At 65.0% G+C, this 15,996-nt stretch carries 13 protein-coding genes and 1 tRNA gene; 5 read left to right on the plus strand and 9 right to left on the minus strand.

Annotated features, from left to right (window positions below; all coding sequences use genetic code 11):
• Positions 1-79 precede the first annotated feature (79 nt).
• Positions 80-619 carry a hypothetical protein gene (locus LFT45_RS11715; protein ID WP_236803370.1) on the minus strand — a complete coding sequence of 180 codons (540 nt, stop codon included), beginning with the start codon at positions 617-619 and terminating at the stop codon, positions 80-82.
• Between the two features lie 84 nt (positions 620-703).
• On the opposite strand from LFT45_RS11715, the gene LFT45_RS11720 reads away from it, so the two are divergent.
• Positions 704-1,159 (plus strand): SRPBCC family protein, encoded by a 456-nt coding sequence (locus LFT45_RS11720; RefSeq protein ID WP_236803371.1) that lies wholly within the window; start codon positions 704-706, stop codon positions 1,157-1,159.
• 126 nt (positions 1,160-1,285) lie between these two features.
• On the opposite strand, the gene LFT45_RS11725 is transcribed toward LFT45_RS11720, so the two are convergent.
• The 3 genes from LFT45_RS11725 to LFT45_RS11735 all read right to left on the minus strand — a co-directional run bounded on the left by LFT45_RS11725 (position 1,286) and on the right by LFT45_RS11735 (position 4,366).
• Entirely contained in the window at positions 1,286-2,257 is a 972-nt protein-coding gene (locus LFT45_RS11725) for an aminotransferase class V-fold PLP-dependent enzyme (RefSeq protein WP_236803372.1), read from the minus strand.
• A 184-nt stretch (positions 2,258-2,441) separates the two neighbouring features.
• Entirely contained in the window at positions 2,442-4,118 is a 1,677-nt protein-coding gene (gene mctP, locus LFT45_RS11730; protein ID WP_236803373.1) for a monocarboxylate uptake permease MctP, read from the minus strand.
• Positions 4,115-4,366: a DUF3311 domain-containing protein gene (locus tag LFT45_RS11735; RefSeq protein ID WP_336885573.1), complete on the minus strand. Its 252-nt coding sequence runs from the start codon at positions 4,364-4,366 to the stop codon at positions 4,115-4,117. The genes mctP and LFT45_RS11735 overlap by 4 nt, the downstream gene beginning before the upstream one ends.
• Positions 4,367-4,750: 384 nt before the next feature.
• Between LFT45_RS11735 and LFT45_RS11740 the strand changes: the two genes are divergently transcribed.
• On the plus strand, positions 4,751-10,798 hold the full coding sequence (locus LFT45_RS11740) for an Ig-like domain-containing protein (protein ID WP_236803374.1): 6,048 nt from the start codon (positions 4,751-4,753) through the stop codon (positions 10,796-10,798).
• 86 nt (positions 10,799-10,884) lie between these two features.
• Here the strand turns inward: LFT45_RS11740 and LFT45_RS11745 are convergent, their stop codons facing one another.
• Entirely contained in the window at positions 10,885-11,187 is a 303-nt protein-coding gene (locus LFT45_RS11745) for a hypothetical protein (RefSeq protein WP_236803375.1), read from the minus strand.
• Between the two features lie 276 nt (positions 11,188-11,463).
• Here LFT45_RS11745 and LFT45_RS11750 point away from each other — a divergent pair, with 276 nt between their 5' ends.
• Complete coding sequence (locus LFT45_RS11750) at positions 11,464-11,949, plus strand: DUF3592 domain-containing protein (RefSeq protein ID WP_236803376.1); 486 nt, start codon at positions 11,464-11,466, stop codon at positions 11,947-11,949.
• 53 nt (positions 11,950-12,002) lie between these two features.
• Here LFT45_RS11750 and LFT45_RS11755 read toward each other — a convergent pair whose 3' ends face one another.
• Positions 12,003-12,641 carry an IS3 family transposase gene (locus LFT45_RS11755; RefSeq protein ID WP_236803377.1) on the minus strand — a complete coding sequence of 213 codons (639 nt, stop codon included), beginning with the start codon at positions 12,639-12,641 and terminating at the stop codon, positions 12,003-12,005.
• 814 nt (positions 12,642-13,455) lie between these two features.
• Here LFT45_RS11755 and LFT45_RS11760 point away from each other — a divergent pair.
• Positions 13,456-13,983 carry a hypothetical protein gene (locus tag LFT45_RS11760; protein WP_236803378.1) on the plus strand — a complete coding sequence of 176 codons (528 nt, stop codon included), beginning with the start codon at positions 13,456-13,458 and terminating at the stop codon, positions 13,981-13,983.
• A gap of 297 nt (positions 13,984-14,280) precedes the next feature.
• On the opposite strand, the gene LFT45_RS11765 is transcribed toward LFT45_RS11760, so the two are convergent.
• Entirely contained in the window at positions 14,281-14,499 is a 219-nt protein-coding gene (locus LFT45_RS11765) for a hypothetical protein (RefSeq protein ID WP_236803379.1), read from the minus strand.
• 414 nt (positions 14,500-14,913) lie between these two features.
• Here LFT45_RS11765 and LFT45_RS11770 point away from each other — a divergent pair, with 414 nt between their 5' ends.
• Positions 14,914-15,051: a hypothetical protein gene (locus LFT45_RS11770; RefSeq protein ID WP_236803380.1), complete on the plus strand. Its 138-nt coding sequence runs from the start codon at positions 14,914-14,916 to the stop codon at positions 15,049-15,051.
• A gap of 188 nt (positions 15,052-15,239) precedes the next feature.
• Here LFT45_RS11770 and LFT45_RS11775 read toward each other — a convergent pair whose 3' ends face one another.
• Positions 15,240-15,464, minus strand: a complete 225-nt coding sequence (locus LFT45_RS11775; RefSeq protein WP_236803381.1) for a helix-turn-helix domain-containing protein — start codon at positions 15,462-15,464, stop codon at positions 15,240-15,242.
• 340 nt (positions 15,465-15,804) lie between these two features.
• Positions 15,805-15,887, minus strand: a tRNA-Leu gene (locus tag LFT45_RS11780).
• Between the last annotated feature and the right edge of the window lie 109 nt (positions 15,888-15,996).

Raw genomic sequence — 15,996 nt, forward strand, 5'->3', positions numbered from 1 at the left:
CCCGGTCCGTTCGTTTGGCCCGGACCTGGCCCTTCCCTTCGTGGCGGAGGCCCGGCGGGGCTCTGATAGCTTACGCCTATCAGCGGCCGCGGGACGTGATCCGAAAGCCCGCCACGGCGCCGGAGGGGTGACCGGACTCGAGCCGCAGCAAACGCGCCTGGATTGGGCCGCGCTCCAGTTTGGCCGCGTGCTCTGAGACCTCGCCGCAGTCGAACGCAGTTTCCACGATCTCAGAGCCCCCCTGATTCGCCTGGCTGACGGTCAGCTGCGCGTCCGGGGCGCCAACGCACGCGAAGGTGACTGTGTACTGGCCGGCCGCCGGTACCTGTCCGGTCTTGGAAGAGCCCATGGACTGCCCGCCGACAAGTACGGAGTCGGCCAGGACGAGGCCGGTGGCCGGTGCGCCGCCAAGGAGCTGGTCCAGTTTGGTCCGGTTGCTGGCGATGCGGGCAGCGAGCGCGGGATCGTCTGCCGGCTGTGGCGGGCGGCGGGTAGCTGGTGACACGGCGTCCGTCGGTGTGTCTCGTTCGGTTGCGTACTCGCAGCCGGCCATGCTGCCGGATACGAGCAGGCCTGCCAAAAGTATCCGTGCCTGCCGTGTTCCCCCAAGTCCTGACATGCCCCGAGCCTACGTGAGGCGGTGCCGAGGGCAAGCGTTCAAAGGCTGTCAACACATTGGTGAAACGGCTGGCATACTCTGAGCATGGCCGTCACCTTCGAATGCACCTCGTGGACAACCATCGGGATGACCGAGCTGTTCGACCTCTCCCGGAGCATCGACGCCCACAAGGACTCGATGGCCCGTTCCCGGGAGGAAGCCGTTGGAGGCGTCACGTCGGGGCTTATCGCCTTGGGGCAGGAGGTCACCTGGCGCGCCTGGCACTTCGGGCTGCCTATACGGATGACGAGCCGGATCACGGAGATGCAGGCACCGCACTACTTCGTCGATGAACAGGTCCGGGGGCCGTTCCTCCGCTTTCGCCACCTCCACGAATTCAGTGAGGTCCCGGCCGGAACTGTCATGGTGGACCGGATCGACTTCGCGGCGCCGTTCGGGCTTCTGGGACGCGTCGCGGAGAAACTCTTCCTGGCGCGCTACCTCCGCAAGCTCATTGAGACGCGCAACCAGCACCTGACCGCCGGAGCACGGGCTGAGTGATGCTCGGGCGGCCAAGCGTAAAGACCCTGCCTACTGGACTGCGAGCTCCTTCAGGGCGTGGCTGCCTGGCGTTCCGTGCTTTCGCCCAACAGCGCGGCTCCATTGCTACTGGTCGCATTGGTCATCTCACCGGCCCGCAATGAGCTCTGCGACCCGAACCAGCTCTTCCTCGAGATTATAGAAATGGGTCGCCAGCCGGATCCTGCCGGCCCGGAGTGACACAACCACGTTTGCACCGCGCAGCCGGGCCATGACCTCGTCCGGGGCGCTCACCGGAACGGAGATGATGGTGGAGCGGTGTTTTGCGGGGAAGGACCGGAAGCTGACGCCAGCCGCTTCCAGCGCGTTCTGCAGGTGGAGCGCCAGCCGGGCGTTACGCTCCAGGACCGCACCCATACCGAACCGGCGAAGGACAGAGAGCCCCGCCTGGTCGGCCAGCGCCGGAAACCACGCCAACGAAGCGTCCAGCTTCGACGCCGTCGGCGACAGGTCCATGTCCGGGCCAAGGAAGCTCTCGAACGGCAGGCGGGCGGCCTTCCAGCCCGGCACGATGGGTTGAAGGCGGTCGAGCAGCCCGGGGCGGACGTAGAGGTAACCCATGCCCCGCGACCCGAGAAGGAATTTGTGGCTGGCGGCTGCCAGGAAATCCACTCCGTCGCGCGCCACGTCAAGGGGAACGGCACCGGCCGCCTGGCAGGCGTCAACGAAAAACCAGGCTCCTGAGCCGGCGGCGATGCGGCTGACCGACGCCAGGTCCGCCCGGAATCCGGTAACTGGATGAACGGCGCTGACAGCGATCAGGCGGGTTCCGCCGTCGGCAGCCCGGCCGAGGGCTTCGGCCGGCACCACCTCCCCGTCCGCAGCGACGGCCCGCACGTCGTAGCCACGTTCCCGGAGCAAGAGCCAGGGGTAGTAGTTCGAGGTGAATTCGTTCTCGCCCACCACGATGTTCTCCCCGCGCCTGGCGGGCGGCAGATTGGCGGCAACAATCCCCGCCGCAGTGCTGACGGCGGGGACGATGGCGATGTCCGCCGCTGTGGCTCCAATGATCTCCGCGAACATGCCGCGGGCGTGCTCACCCGCCTGCTCGGCCTCCATCCAGTCGAACCGCCCGGCCGCCCAAGCGCTCCGCAGCCAGTTCGTATGCTTCCCTGGCAGGTGCGCAGCCGACGCACATGGTGGCAGTGTTCAGGTAGATGGTGTCTTCGAGCCCGGGGAAAAGCCCCCGGATGTCGCTGACGTTCATGGCATGGACCGTCCTTCATCTAGGCCACGGGTGCATCTAAGCCACGGGTGACGGTCCTCCCGGTTCGACGAAACGCTGGGTCCGTTCGATCTCGGCAACCTTGGGGTCCGTTTCATCAGCGCCGTAGTCAGACCGGCGTGTCTTGTCCTCTCCCTGGGGCACCTTCAGTGCCCTCAGCACCAGGGTCAGCACGACGGCGACAAGCAGGTTGAGCACGAACGCCGACACGGCGATATACACGGTGAAGTCGGTCCCCGGGAGCGGAGCAATGGAACCGCCGAAGTGTGCGTGCGTGACAGGATTGATGACGTTGTAGGCCGAGGCGGTGCCGAAGGCTATTCCTACCGCCCATCCCACCAGCAGTGCCCAGCGGTCGAACCACCGCGTATAGAGGCCTGCCACAACAGCGGGGAACGTCTGCAGAATCCAGATGCCGCCCAGCAGCTGCATGTTGATGGCCGCGGACTGGTCCATGGCGATGACGAAAATCAGCGCACCGACCTTCACCACGAGCGAGACAATCTTGGACACCTTCGCCTCGGTCTTCGGATCCACGTCGGGCCGGAGGAAGTCCCGGTAGATGTTGCGCGTAAACATGTTGGCCGCGGCAATGGACATGATGGCTGCCGGAACCAGCGCCCCGATGGCGATGGCAGCCAGGGCCACCCCCGCAAACCAGGCAGGGAAATGGTCCAGGAACAGCTGCGGCACCACGAGCTGGGGATTGACCGCCCCGTTCAGGTCGATCGGCTTGGTGCCGGCCTTGATGGCCACGAAGCCCAGCAGCGCGAGGAATCCGAGCATAAGGGAGTACAGCGGCAGAATCGCGGCGTTGCGCCGGATGGTGTTGCGTCCCTTGGACGCGAGCACGCCGGTGATGGAGTGCGGGTACATAAACAGCGCCATGGCCGATCCGAGTGCCAGCGTCCAGTAGGCCGAGTAGTTGGCGCCCGATGGGATGAACACCCCGGTGGGCTTGCCGGTCGCCTCGTTGACGGTGTCCAGCTTCGTTTTCGCCGCCCCGAAGATCGCGTCCCACCCGCCGAACTTGATCGGCAGGTAGATGACCGCGACGATCACTGCGAGGTAGATGAGCAGGTCCTTCACGACGGCGATCATCGCCGGTGCCCGCAACCCAGAGGTGTAGGTGTACGCGGCCAGCACGACGAACGCCAGAATCAGCGGCAGGTCCGTCAGCAGCACATTCTCGGAGCTGCCCAGGCCGAGCACGGTGAGGACAGCCTTGATGCCCACGAGCTGGAGGGCGATGTACGGCATGGTTGCCACAATGCCGGTGACGGCGACGGCGAGGGACAGCCAGCGGCTCCCGTAGCGGCCTCCCACGAAGTCCGCCGAGGTGACGTAGCCGTGCCGGTGGGACACCGACCAGAGCCGGCTCATAATGATGAAGATGATCGGGTAGAGGACGATCGTGTACGGCACCGCGAAGAAGCCGCTGACGGCCCCCGTGGCCCACATCGCGGCAGGAACGGCAACGAACGTATACGCGGTGTAGAGGTCGCCGCCCAGCAGGAACCACGTGATCCATGTCCCGAAGCCTCGTCCGCCCAGCCCCCACTCGTCGAGGCTGTGCAGCCCCTCGCTCTCCGCCGTTCTGCGCCACCGGGCGGCCAGGAAGCCCATGACGGCGACGACGATGAAGAGCAGCACCACGATGATGAGGGCGACCCAGTTGATTTGGCGCCCGTTCACGGCCGTTCATCTCCGTCCGCTGCTTCACCGTCGGGCCCGGATGATCCAGCTCGGGCCGCTGCCCGACGTCGTCGGTCTTCGGTGTTCACGAGCCAGTACGCCACGCCGCTTAAGGCAGCGGAAAGTGGAACCCAGAGCAGCTGGTACCAATAGAAGAACGGCATGCCGCCCAAGGTCGGCGCGTTGAAGGAGTAAGTCTGCGGCATGAGCGGTAGCAGGATCGCGACGGAAAGCAGTACGCCGGCCATGACATACCGCCCGCGCCGCGCCGGGCCTCGGGTTGCGGTGTTACGGGTTGGCTGTCCGCTGCCGGGGGGAACCCCTGGGATGGGGCGCTGCCTCGGGCCAGGACGATCTTGATGGGACACCCCACGACCTCCTTGTCAGCCCGTCTCCCGGACTCCGGATCCCCGGAGGGCGGTGAGGCGGAGGTTACAAACGTTGCCCTCCAGTTCCTTTGTACGCCGCTCCAGCCCGCTCGGGAAGAGAGCGGTTCCGGCCGAGGCAGGGGGTGCGGGGACCGGCACCGGTAGCGCTCCCGACGCCGGCGTTGGCTCGGAAACTGCCGGTATGTCCGCGTATATTAGCTTCGGGCTAATCACGAGACTGGGGGACGGATGCCGCTTCGTTTATTGACGCGTGCAAAACAACGCGCACTGGCGTCGGCAACGACGTTTTCGGCCATTGGACTGCTTGTGGCGGTGGCAGTCATCCACCCGGGGTTCCGGACCACGCAGATCGACCTGAACGACGGCGGCGTGTGGGTAACCAACTCCGACATGAACCTCGTGGGCCACCTGAACTTTCAGTCCAAAACGTTGGACGGCGGCCTCATGGCAGCGAGCTCCGACTTTGACGTCCTCCAACACAGCAGCACTGTGCTCGTGTCCGACCGCGGCAACGCCTCCCTGGGCAGGGTCAAGGTTTCCGAGGTCACCCTTGAACCGCCCCAGCAGCTTCCGGGATCGGCGGTCCCGGCTTTCGGGGAAAAAGCGGTGGCGCTGGCTGACCCGAACTCGGGCCGGCTCTGGGTGACGCAGAGCAGCATGCTCGGCTCTGTCGACTTCGATTCACAGGAGCCCGTCCTGAGCGATGCCAAAGGCATCGTCGCGACGGTAGGAGCCGACGACGTCGTTTATGCCGCGGACCCTGCGCGCGGGGAAGTGACTTCCCTTCGTGTGAATGCGACCGGCGGAGTGGATTCCCGCAACACCGTGGAGTACCAGTCCATCCGGAATAAGGAAAATGTCCAGGTCGCCGCCGTCGGGGATCAGCCCGTCATATTCGACGCCGACGCCGGGACCCTTCACCTGCCTTCCGGCCGGCTGGCGCAGTTGCCGGACGCGGCGGACGCCAAGCTGCAGCAAAGCGGCCCCGCCGCGGACTTTGTCGCCGTCTCCACAAAGAAGGGCCTGATCAAGCAACCCCTGGACGGTTCTGCGGCGACGGCTGTGGACCTCGGAACGTCGGGAACACCTGCCACTCCGGTCCATGTGAACGGCTGCGTCTACGCGGCGTGGTCCGGGGCAGGCAAATATCTGCGGGATTGTGCAAACGCGGCTGACAGCCGGAGGGCTGACATTCCCGGGGCAGGCGCCCGCTCCAACCTGGTCTTTCGCGTCAACCGGGACATCGTGGTCCTTAACGACGTCACGTCCGGCAACGTCTGGTTAGTCACCGAGAACATGAGGCTCGTAGCCAACTGGGACGAGATCATTCCTCCGCCGAGCAAGACCGAGGCACAGGACGAACCCGCCGCGGAAGACAACCTGGTGGACACTCTCCCGGACCGCACCAAAGAGAACCGGCCACCCTCCGCCAGGGACGACCAGTTCGGAGTGCGGCCCGGCCGAACAACGCTACTGCCAGTTCTGGACAACGACTCGGACCCGGACGGAGACGTCCTCACCGTCCAGCTCCAGGGCGACAACCCCGGCGCCGGCAGCGTGCAGGCCGTCTACAACGGAACCGGCCTGCAGGTGAAGGTGCCGGCCAATGCAACCGGAACGTCACAGTTCCGGTACGTGGCCAGTGACGGCCGTGGAGGCACCGCCGGAGCCACGGTCACCCTGACCGTAAAGGACCCAGCCAGCAACGGGGCGCCTGCACAGAAACGTGTGCCCACCATCATCCTGGAGCAGGGCAAAAGCATCTCCCAGAACGTCCTCACGGACTGGGCCGATCCCGACGGCGACGACCTGCTGCTTCTGGGAGCACGCACTTCCAGCGAAGGCGACCAGGTGCGTACCCGGGCGGACGGTCTTTTGACCTTCAAGGATGTGGGATCAACGCTGGGCAAAAAGGACGTCGTGATCACTGTCTCCGACGGCCGGGACCAGGTTGAGGGCACGGTGGTGGTGGATGTCCGCGCCAAAGGCGACCTTCCGCCGAAGGCCAACGCGGACCACGTTTCGGGTACCGCCGGGCAGGACATTCTGGTCTCTCCGCTGAAGAATGACAGCGACCCCACCGGCGAAGGACTGCGGCTGACACGCGTGGCAGGCGCGAAGGAGCAGGCAATTTCCCCCGACTACCAGGCGGGGACCTTCACCTTCCGTGCAGCCAACGCCGGAACGTATTACGTGACGTATCTGGTGACCAATGGACCTGACAGCTCCGAGGGACTCGTGCGGATCGATGTCCGCGCCGCCGGGGCCGGCCGGGGTGAGCCGGTCGCCGTCGCCGATACAGCACTGCTGCCGGTGGGAGGCGAAGTGCTGCTGGACGCGCTCGCCAACGACTCGGACCCGGCCGGTGGCGTTCTTGTCATCCAGTCCGTGGGGCTTCCCCGGAACTCGGCTGTAGCCGTCGCCGTGGTCAATCACCAGATCCTGCGCATTACCGACGTCCGTGGCCTGACTGCGCCCACGAGCCTGACGTACACGGTGTCCAACGGCGTGGCCAGCGCAACCGGGCAGGTAACCATCCTGCCCGTTCCGGCTCCTGCCAAACTGCTCCCGCCTGTCGCGGCCCCGGATGAAATCACAGTGCGGGCGAACGACGTCGCCACCATCGCCGTGCTTGCCAATGACGCCCACCCGAACGGCGCCAAGCTGAAGCTGAAGCCGGTCCTCGTGCAGGGAATCAGCCCAGCCCAAGGCCTCCTCGCGGTGTCGGGGGACGTGCTTCGGTTCAAGGCAGGCAGGGCAGGAGGAACGGTGCACGCGATCTACGCCGTTACCGGCCCGGACGGGCAGGAAGACTCGGCGCAGGTGACCATTCACATTCGCGGCGAGGGCACGAACTCCAGGCCGCTGCCCCACAATGTCACCGGTCGGGTCGTAGCCGGCAACACCACAAGGATCGCAATTCCGCTGGACGGTATTGATCCCGACGGCGACTCTGTCACCTTGGTGGGGCTGGAGCAGCCACCGCGCAAGGGAACGGCTGTGGTGGGTGCCCACTATGTCGAATACACTGCGCCCACCAACGCCGCCGGACAGGACACCTTCACCTACGTGGTGGAGGACCGGTTCGGGGCACGGTCCACCGCCCGCGTGGCCGTGGGCATCGCACCCGCGCCAGGATCCAACCAGCGTCCCGTGGCCGTTGAGGACAGCATCACTGTCCTCCCGGGGCGGCACGTGGCAGTGGACGTGCTGGCCAACGATTCCGACCCCGACGGCGACAATGTCACCCTCACATCCAACCGGTTGGAAGCTGCCCCGGAGTTGGAGGCCGAGGTCATCGACGGACGGGTGCAACTCACCGCACCGTCGCCTTCCGAAGCCTCCACCACAGCGATCGTCCGGTACGAGATCAGCGATGGCCGCGGTGGCACCGCCGTCGGAACCCTCAAAGTCCAGGCGCGCAAGGACGCCGCCACGTTGGCGCCCGTCGCCCGGGACGACCGGGTGGCGTTCGCGGAAACCCTGGGCAAGGCCGTCGTCGAAGTCCCCGTCCTGAAGAACGACGAAGACCCGGACGGAGTCGCCGCGGAACTGAAGATAACCTTCCCGGAAGCGGCACCCACTGCCAGCATCTCGGCTCCCGGTAAGGTTTCGGTGCGGCTGGAGAGCCAGCCGCAGATCATCGCGTACACCGTCACCGACGTGGACAAGCTCAGCTCAACGGCGTTCATCGTGGTACCTGGCCTGCAAGGCCAGGCACCCGCTCTACGGAGCACCGCACCGTTGGACGTGGTCAGCGGCCAACAGCTGACCATGAACCTGCGGGACCTGGTGGTGGTCCGCGCCGGCAAGAGCCCCCGCATCACCCAGGACACCAAGGTCCAGGCGGTCGCTTCCAATGGAGCGCCGCTGGTGAAGGACGCGGCCACCATCGTGTTCACTTCCGCCGACGACTACGCAGGCCCGGCAGCGGTTTCCCTCGAGGTCACCGACGGCGTGAGCGTTGATGACCCTGACGGACGTACTGCGGTCCTGACCATTGGCATCAGGGTCCTGCCCGACCCGGGGCGCAACCATCCGCCGGCTTTCCCGTCCAGCACCGTAGACGCTGCGGTGGGCGAGGAAGCCACCCTGGACCTGCGCCAGGTGGCTACCGACGTCGACAAGGCAGATAGGGACAAGCTCACCTTTGCCCTCCAAGGGACACCGCCGGCCGGCATCAGGGCCTCATTGGACGGCAGCCTCTTCAAGGCCACCGTGGGCAGTGCAGCCAAGGGGAGCACGCTGACCGTGCGAGTCACCGTCTCGGACGGCCGCAGCGCACCGGTTGCAGGTGCCGTGGACGTCCGGGTGGTCGCGTCCAAGCGTCCCCTTGCCGCAGCGAACGACGACGTCATCGCCAGCGCCCGGGCCGGGCAATCACAGCAGGTACCGGTGCTGGACAACGACATTAACCCGTTCCCGGAATCACCGCTGAAAATACTCAGCGCCGCCGTCGAAACCGGAACGGGCACGGCAGCCGTGGAGGGCGGCATCGTCGTCGTGACGCCCGCCGAGGAGTTCGTTGGCACAATGGTGGTCCGCTACCGCGTCCAGGACAAAACGCAGGACGCGGAACGCGAAGTTGACGGCCGCGTTCGGCTCACCGTCAAGGACAAGCCGGACGCTCCGTCCACGCCAACTGTCGGGGAGGTGCGCGACCGTACCGTGGTCCTCAACTGGTCGCCTCCCGCCAACAACGGAGCCGCAATCACCGGCTACAAGGTCAGCGGCAGCGGAGGGTTCTCGCAACAGTGCCCTGCGACCACGTGCACGCTGACGGGGCTGACCAACAACGTGGAGTACACCTTCACTGTGGTAGCCACGAACGAGCTGGGGGACTCGGCACCGTCTCCGGCTTCGGCACCTGCCCGTCCTGACGCGAAGCCGGATACCCCGGCAGCGCCGGCGCTGGTTTTTGGCGACAAATCCCTCACGGTGAACTGGGTACCTCCCAAGAGCAACGGCTCACCGGTGGAGAGCTACAACCTGGAGATCTCACCCGCACCTCCGGCAGGAAACATTAGGGCAAGCAAGGTTACGGGGACGTCCTACCGGTGGACGGGCCTCCAGAACGGGACGCCGTACCAGGTCAGGATCCAGGCTTCCAACAAGGCGCCGGATCCATCGGAGTGGAGCGCCTATTCAGCCAGCGTCATCCCGGCCGGCGCACCGGGTGCCCCCGGCAAGCCCAGCACCACCCGGACCACCTCCGGCGGGACGGAATCGATCATGGTGGTGTCGTGGACGCCGGCAGCGGACAACGGCGCCTCCATCGACACCTACACCGTCAACGCAATGCAGGGGGGGTCCACGGTAGCGAGCAGCACCGTGTCCGGCAGTCAGCTGAGCGTGCCTGTGACCGTCGGCAACTCCGCCACCGATTACACCTTCACGGTTGTGGCCAAAAATAAGGCAGGTACGTCAGCGGCGAGTGCGCCGTCGGACCCCCGCCGTGCTTTCGGCGCGCCCGGTGCCGTCCCGGGCGTCCGGGCCGATCCATTGGACAACGCGGTGCAGCTTTCCTTCGGTGCGGCCGCGGGCAACGGTGCCACACCGAGCTACCAGTACCAGGTCAACGGAGGCAGCTTCTTGGCAGTGCCGTCCGACAAGGTCATCCGGTCCGGTGTGCCCAACAACGGCAACTACACCATCGGGGTGCGCGCCGTGAACAGCGCGGACGGCGCCACCTACGAAGGGCCGGTCACCAACGCCAACCCGGTGGCGCCGTACGGCAAACCACATGCGGCGAGCGTCAACCCCGTTACTGTGACCACGACGGTGAGGTTTGACGTCGGTGCCGTGGTCAATAACGGACGCCGGGTCGTGGCGCTGGAGTACCAGTCATCGGACGGGAAGTCAGGCACGTTGGGTGCCGGGGGAGGATCCGTCACCACCGGTAACGGGTACGACCAATCCATCTCCATCACCGTGACAGTCGTGGATGACCTCGGCCAGCGCACAGCGGTCTCGGCGTCCGGAAGGACGGCCCCGGCGAAGTACCTCATGGTGGACAACGGCACCGCGAGTCCCGGCACCTGCGAGTGGCCCACCAACGGCACCTCTTCTCCGGACACAGCGGCCAACTGTGCCGCCGGCGGCGGAACCTTCGTGGCGCAGGGCACGCGGGTGCAGGTCCAGTGCGTGACCACCGGCGCCGCGTACACCATTTACGACGGAACCACCGGCCGCCCCACCGGGTCCACGAGCAACGTTTGGTACAAGGTGATCAACAACCTCTGGATCCGTCCGACCGACGGGCCGGTGGATTCGGGGGTTCCGGCCTGCTGACGCGGCCTTGGGGCCCCGGACTATCCAGCTGAACGCCCCGGCCGCTTGCGCGGCCGGGGCGTTCGCCGTTCAGGGCAGCGCGAAAATCACGGAGCGGTGCAGGTCAACGTGCCGTGGTCATACCTGACCTTTTCGATTGCGGAGAGGAAGTCTGTCTCGAAGACGCACGTGGAAAATTCGCTCTGGCCCTGCATGATCACGACGCCTGACGCTGTGCGGACTTCGATGCGCCGCTCGCTGCCCTCCAGGCAGGACACCAGGCCCACTTCCTCATCCGTTAGGCAGACGTCGTAGGTGAATGTTTGCCGGCCTTCGGTGCTGGCCGCGTTGGCCGGCGACGCGCCTGCCGCCGCAAGGAGCGCCACTGCTCCCAATCCTGCCGTTGCCACGCGCGCTGATTTACCAAACATGGAAATTCCCCCCGGTTCATGTTGCTGTGCCCCTCATTGGGCACCGCCTACGAGGTGGTGACTTGGGCCGTGAACGGTCCGCTCTGGGGTCCTGCGTAACTGGATCCGGGCCCGCCTAGGGGCACGGCTGGCGCCTGGCAGCGAAACCCAGAATCCAGTAATTGCCACTTCACCGGAAGTACGTAACGGACGCGGAATTTCGTCGATCCTTCGGGCCGGCGCATAGCTGGCGAATAATCAGGAAGAATGGGCATCGTGAACTCCCCGGACACCGCTGTAGCCCGCAAACCCCAGACCTTCTGGTCACAACTTGGAGGCATCGCGTTCGTCGCGCTGTTGCTCCTGACTGGTCCGGTGATGATCGGGATCGGTTCCTCCATGACCCACGCCGATGACGAGCTCGCGCGCACGGGTGTTCACACCGCCGGAACGATCGTCGACTTCTCCGACGCCAGAAGGGCCTCACAGCGGAACATCTCAGTGAAGTACATGTCGGCGGACGGCTCACCATATTCGACGTATGCCTCTGTGGATCACGACCAGCACCCCACCGTCGGGGACAACGTCACGGTGATCTACCGCGAATCGAACCCCAACGAGTCAGTCGTGGTGGGCTACGAAAGCGGCGGCATGTCCGTCGGCGGGATCGGCGCCCTCTTCACACTGATCTTCACCATCCCGCTGGGCCTGGTCCTCATCATCAAGAACTTCCGGAGGCGACGGAAACAGCGCACCGCCTGACAGCACAGAGAAACCCCGGCACGAGGAAATGAACTGGTCCCCGGAGGGACGGTTTAGTTAGAGCCTAGGCAACGGGCCTGAGCACGGTATTGCACCGGGCTCAGGCCCTTTAGCTTTGTGGAGATTCTCTCGGTGTTGTACCAGCGGATGTATTCGTGCAGTGCCGTAGCCAGTGCATCCGTGTTGAGGAATCGGACGTGGTGGAAGAGCTCTTCCTTGAGGTGTCCAAAGAAGTTCTCGATCACGGCGTTGTCGTAGCAGTTGCCTTTGCGGGACCCTGATTGGACGGCGCCGGCGCTCCCCAGGAGCGTCCGCCACGAGGTGTGCCGGTACTGGAATCCCTGGTCCGAATGCACGAGCGGTTTCTGCCCGCTGTTCGCCTTGGTAGGAGTTGTAGCGCTTCCGCTGCCGGACCTTGCAGACAGCCCGAGTGCGCGCATTATCTTCAGCACGGTTTTCTTCGCGACCGTCCAGCCTTGGTTGAGCAGTTCCCCATGCACGCGGCGGTGCCCGTAACGGCCATAGTTCTTCTTGAAGATGTCCATGATGGAGGACTTGAGTTCCTCCTGCGGGTCAGGGGCCAGGAGCCGGCCCTGGTGATAGAAGAACGTGTATCGGGCAAGACCTGAGACCTGCAGCAGAACCGGAAGAGAGAAGTCCGCCTTGAGGGCGATGAGAGCCTGAACCTTCACCGTTGTTTCTGAGCCCTCAAGGCCCGCAATTTTCCCAGGTCCGGGGTCGGCCTTTGGGCTTGGGGCGCAAGGCATCCACGCCTTCGCGACAATAGGCACGAGCCCACGTCTTCACCAAGCCCGGTGAAGACAACTCAGCCTCGGCTGCCAGATCCGGGGCAGCCGCCACTGGCGCTGGGACCCCGGGTGCAGCTGGACGAGGGCGAGCGGCGGCCAGCTCCTCGGGGTTGTCCTTTCGCAGGGCTTGCGGGGCCGGGCCGGGGTGTCCGCCAGGCGCTCCACAGGCGGCGGTCGATGGCGGCCACCATGGCGTCGAGGCCCAGACGGGCAGCGGTTTCGGCGCAGGTGGTTAATGGCTGGCCTAGGGGTGGTCTCGTCCGAACCGGGCGGTGTCCGCGGTGATTTCAACCACAAGTGGCTCCACCAGTGTGAGGGTCACGGGTGCTTTCTCGCGGTTGAATCTGACCCGAGTGGTGCCCTTTACAGTGGTGGGCCAGGGGTGAATGCCGTGGGGTGGTTTCAACCACCGGACGAGCCCCCTCGCGGTTGTGGCCTAAAGCGGGTGGTTGTGCCGACGATCCGTAGCTCCTCGTCTAGGACCAGCCCCGCGACGAGCTCCGACGGTTGCGTGATTGGACCGGTAAGTGCGCCGCAAACGACTTCCAAGCTTTTGTAATGCTTTAGCTTAGGCCAGCGGACCACGCTCACGGCGGCCGGCGTGGCCCAGGTCGGCCGCCGTGAGCGATCACTGCTGCCGGGGCCAGCGCCCGGCGCTCTGGCAAGATAGGTTTGACCACCCGACGAACGAGGAATATTGAAGACCACCGCCGCCGAAGCCACCGCCGACAACTACGCTCTCGCCTACGCCCAGCAACGCTCCTGGGTGATGTGGTCCTGGGCGTACGGGGCACTGATCGCAGCTGCCGGCACCGCCTACGTCCTCGCCTCCTGGCTCACCGGCAACAACCCGGAAACCGGCGCCTTCATGATCGTCCTCGGTGCGGCGCTGGCGGCTCTGGGCTGGCTCGCGTCAGCACCGAAGCGATTTTCCCGGAAGCTGCCGAAACCGGCCATGGATGTGCGGCGGGCTGAGCAGGCAATACGCATCAACCCAGGCGTCGTCGTGTTCTCCAACGCCCTCATGGCAGCCATCCTCCTGGCGATGACGTTCCTGACCCCCAGGGGTACAGCCCCCGACGTCATCCCGATCTCCGCCATGCTGTCGGTCTGGGCGCCGCTGGTAGGGGTCGGCATACGGCGGACCACGACGCTCTTGAAAGACCGAGGAGCACTCTATGACCGTTGGATGGAGCGCTGCCGGCCGACCCCCGAGGACGGCTAACGCAGCCTCCGCACACATGAAATAAGTGCTCCGAGGCTTGCCGATCTGGCTTCCTGCCCCAAGTCAGCAGCACGAACGCTCCCCTGACATCGCAAGGAATCCCTGAAGCCCGATCAATCCGCTATGCCTCCATTTCCCTTGGAGAGCTCATGTCGCTCACAGCGGCCCTGCTACCTGCTGCGGTCAGTTCAGCGAAGCGCACGCGCATTTCCCTTCTGACAGTCCTTGCCCGATGTGGCGCCGTCTACGTCAGTCGGCGGCGGTGGGCCAACGGTCCACCCTCCGGGACCTGGCTTCCTAACCCAGTCCGCCGCCGACGTCCACACTCACCTGGGGAGCGGCCTCAAGGACGACCAGGGCGGCGTTGCGGCCCACGGTGCCCAGCATCGCATGGCCGGTGCGGTTGCCCCGGAACCTGGGCTCGACAGTCATGGACGACAGAACGAGCAGGTCACCGCCGTGCTTCACGCCGGAACGCACAAGATTGGGTCGCTCGTGGGCGAGCATCTCTGCCACGCCATCATCTCCGAGTCGACGGCATCCATGGTGTAGAGCAGGTCATGGCGCCGGCGTCGGGGACGATCCTGTCGAATGCCCCGCCGACATGAACCCCCTCGCCGTTGCCATCCTCGTCATCGGACCAGTCGGTCCCGGTGACCGACGCAGACCAGTCGATGGGAAAGCCGCCAGGGTCGTGGTCCGGTCCGGGACTCCGCGGGACTCGCAGTTGTAATGGAAGCTCGGATACTAGGGGTCAAGGGCGGGCATAGCTGTCTCTGCGGTCGGGGTCGGGAATCCTCGAGGAGTCTATGTGATCGGCAAGTCAGACTGCCGGTCCGATCATCACTTGAGGCTTGAGAATGGAGGCATATACTGACGCCGTACGTGGTACACGTGCAACATCAGCAACACCACGAGGGGGGAATTGCGATGAAAAAACTTGCCGCCACACTTCTGATGACCGGCATTCTCGCCGTAGCAGGGTTCGCTGCTCCGGCCAACGCCGCACCAAAGGACAAGGACACCACCACGGCTAACCACGCAACCGTCGGCTGGTGGCCGCACTAAGTCCAACCGTATTAGCGTCACCCAAAGGGCCGCCCTCACCATTCTTGGTCGGGGCGGCCTTTTGACACCAAAATCGCTGTCCCGGGCGGCAACGGTGCGAGCGACCCGTTCGATGAAGCGGGGAGGATAGTCACATAGCCAACGGTGAGTGGCCGGACTGTTCGAGGTCGATCTCCCGCGCGGCTTACCTAGTCCGCACTCGGTTTGTCTCGGGATTCGGTGTCCTGGTCCGGGTTGCTCGGCTGCGCAGCGCCGCCTGCCTGGTTATGCCGGCTCAGCAGGAAGTCCTTCACTTCGTCCCGGTAAATGATCCACGTCGTGTCGATGAGGACGCCGGGAACCTCGCCCTTATTCAGCCACCGGTAGACAGTGGTCCTGTCTTTGCCAAGGATCCGCGTCAGGGGCGGTGACACTCAGAACATGGGCAGGTTCTCAAACAGTTCGTCAATTCTGACCGGCATTCGGTGGGTTCCTTCAAGGGCAGTATCTGGCTCGGCCGAGGACTGTGGTCCGGCCATCGAGGCTACCCAGCAGGGGCCATGCCGGGATTTACGTCCGATAGTCCGCGGACGCCGCTGCGGGTAACGGAAGCACATTAACTTTTCTTGCTTCGGCTGTGCCACAAACGGCCGGCTTTGCGGCGATAGCGCTGCAGGTGTCGCATTGTGACACTCGCGCGGACTAAGAGGGATCCGGGGTTTTGGCAAACGAAAAACCCCGGGAATCCATTGGATTCCCGGGGTTTTCCCTTTGTGCGCGGAGGGGGACTTGAACCCCCACCCCCTTTCGAGGACTAGCACCTCAAGCTAGCGCGTCTGCCATTCCGCCACCCGCGCAGGTGGTATTTCGAAGGACTTTCTCCGCCTTCCAGCGGTTCGCATCTCTCCGAAGCAGCGAGAAAAACTCTAACACGAACTTTCCGGAAAGATGGAATCGAGTCGACTG

The sequence above is a fragment of the Arthrobacter sp. FW305-BF8 genome (genome assembly GCF_021789315.1).
Taxonomy (GTDB): domain Bacteria; phylum Actinomycetota; class Actinomycetes; order Actinomycetales; family Micrococcaceae; genus Arthrobacter.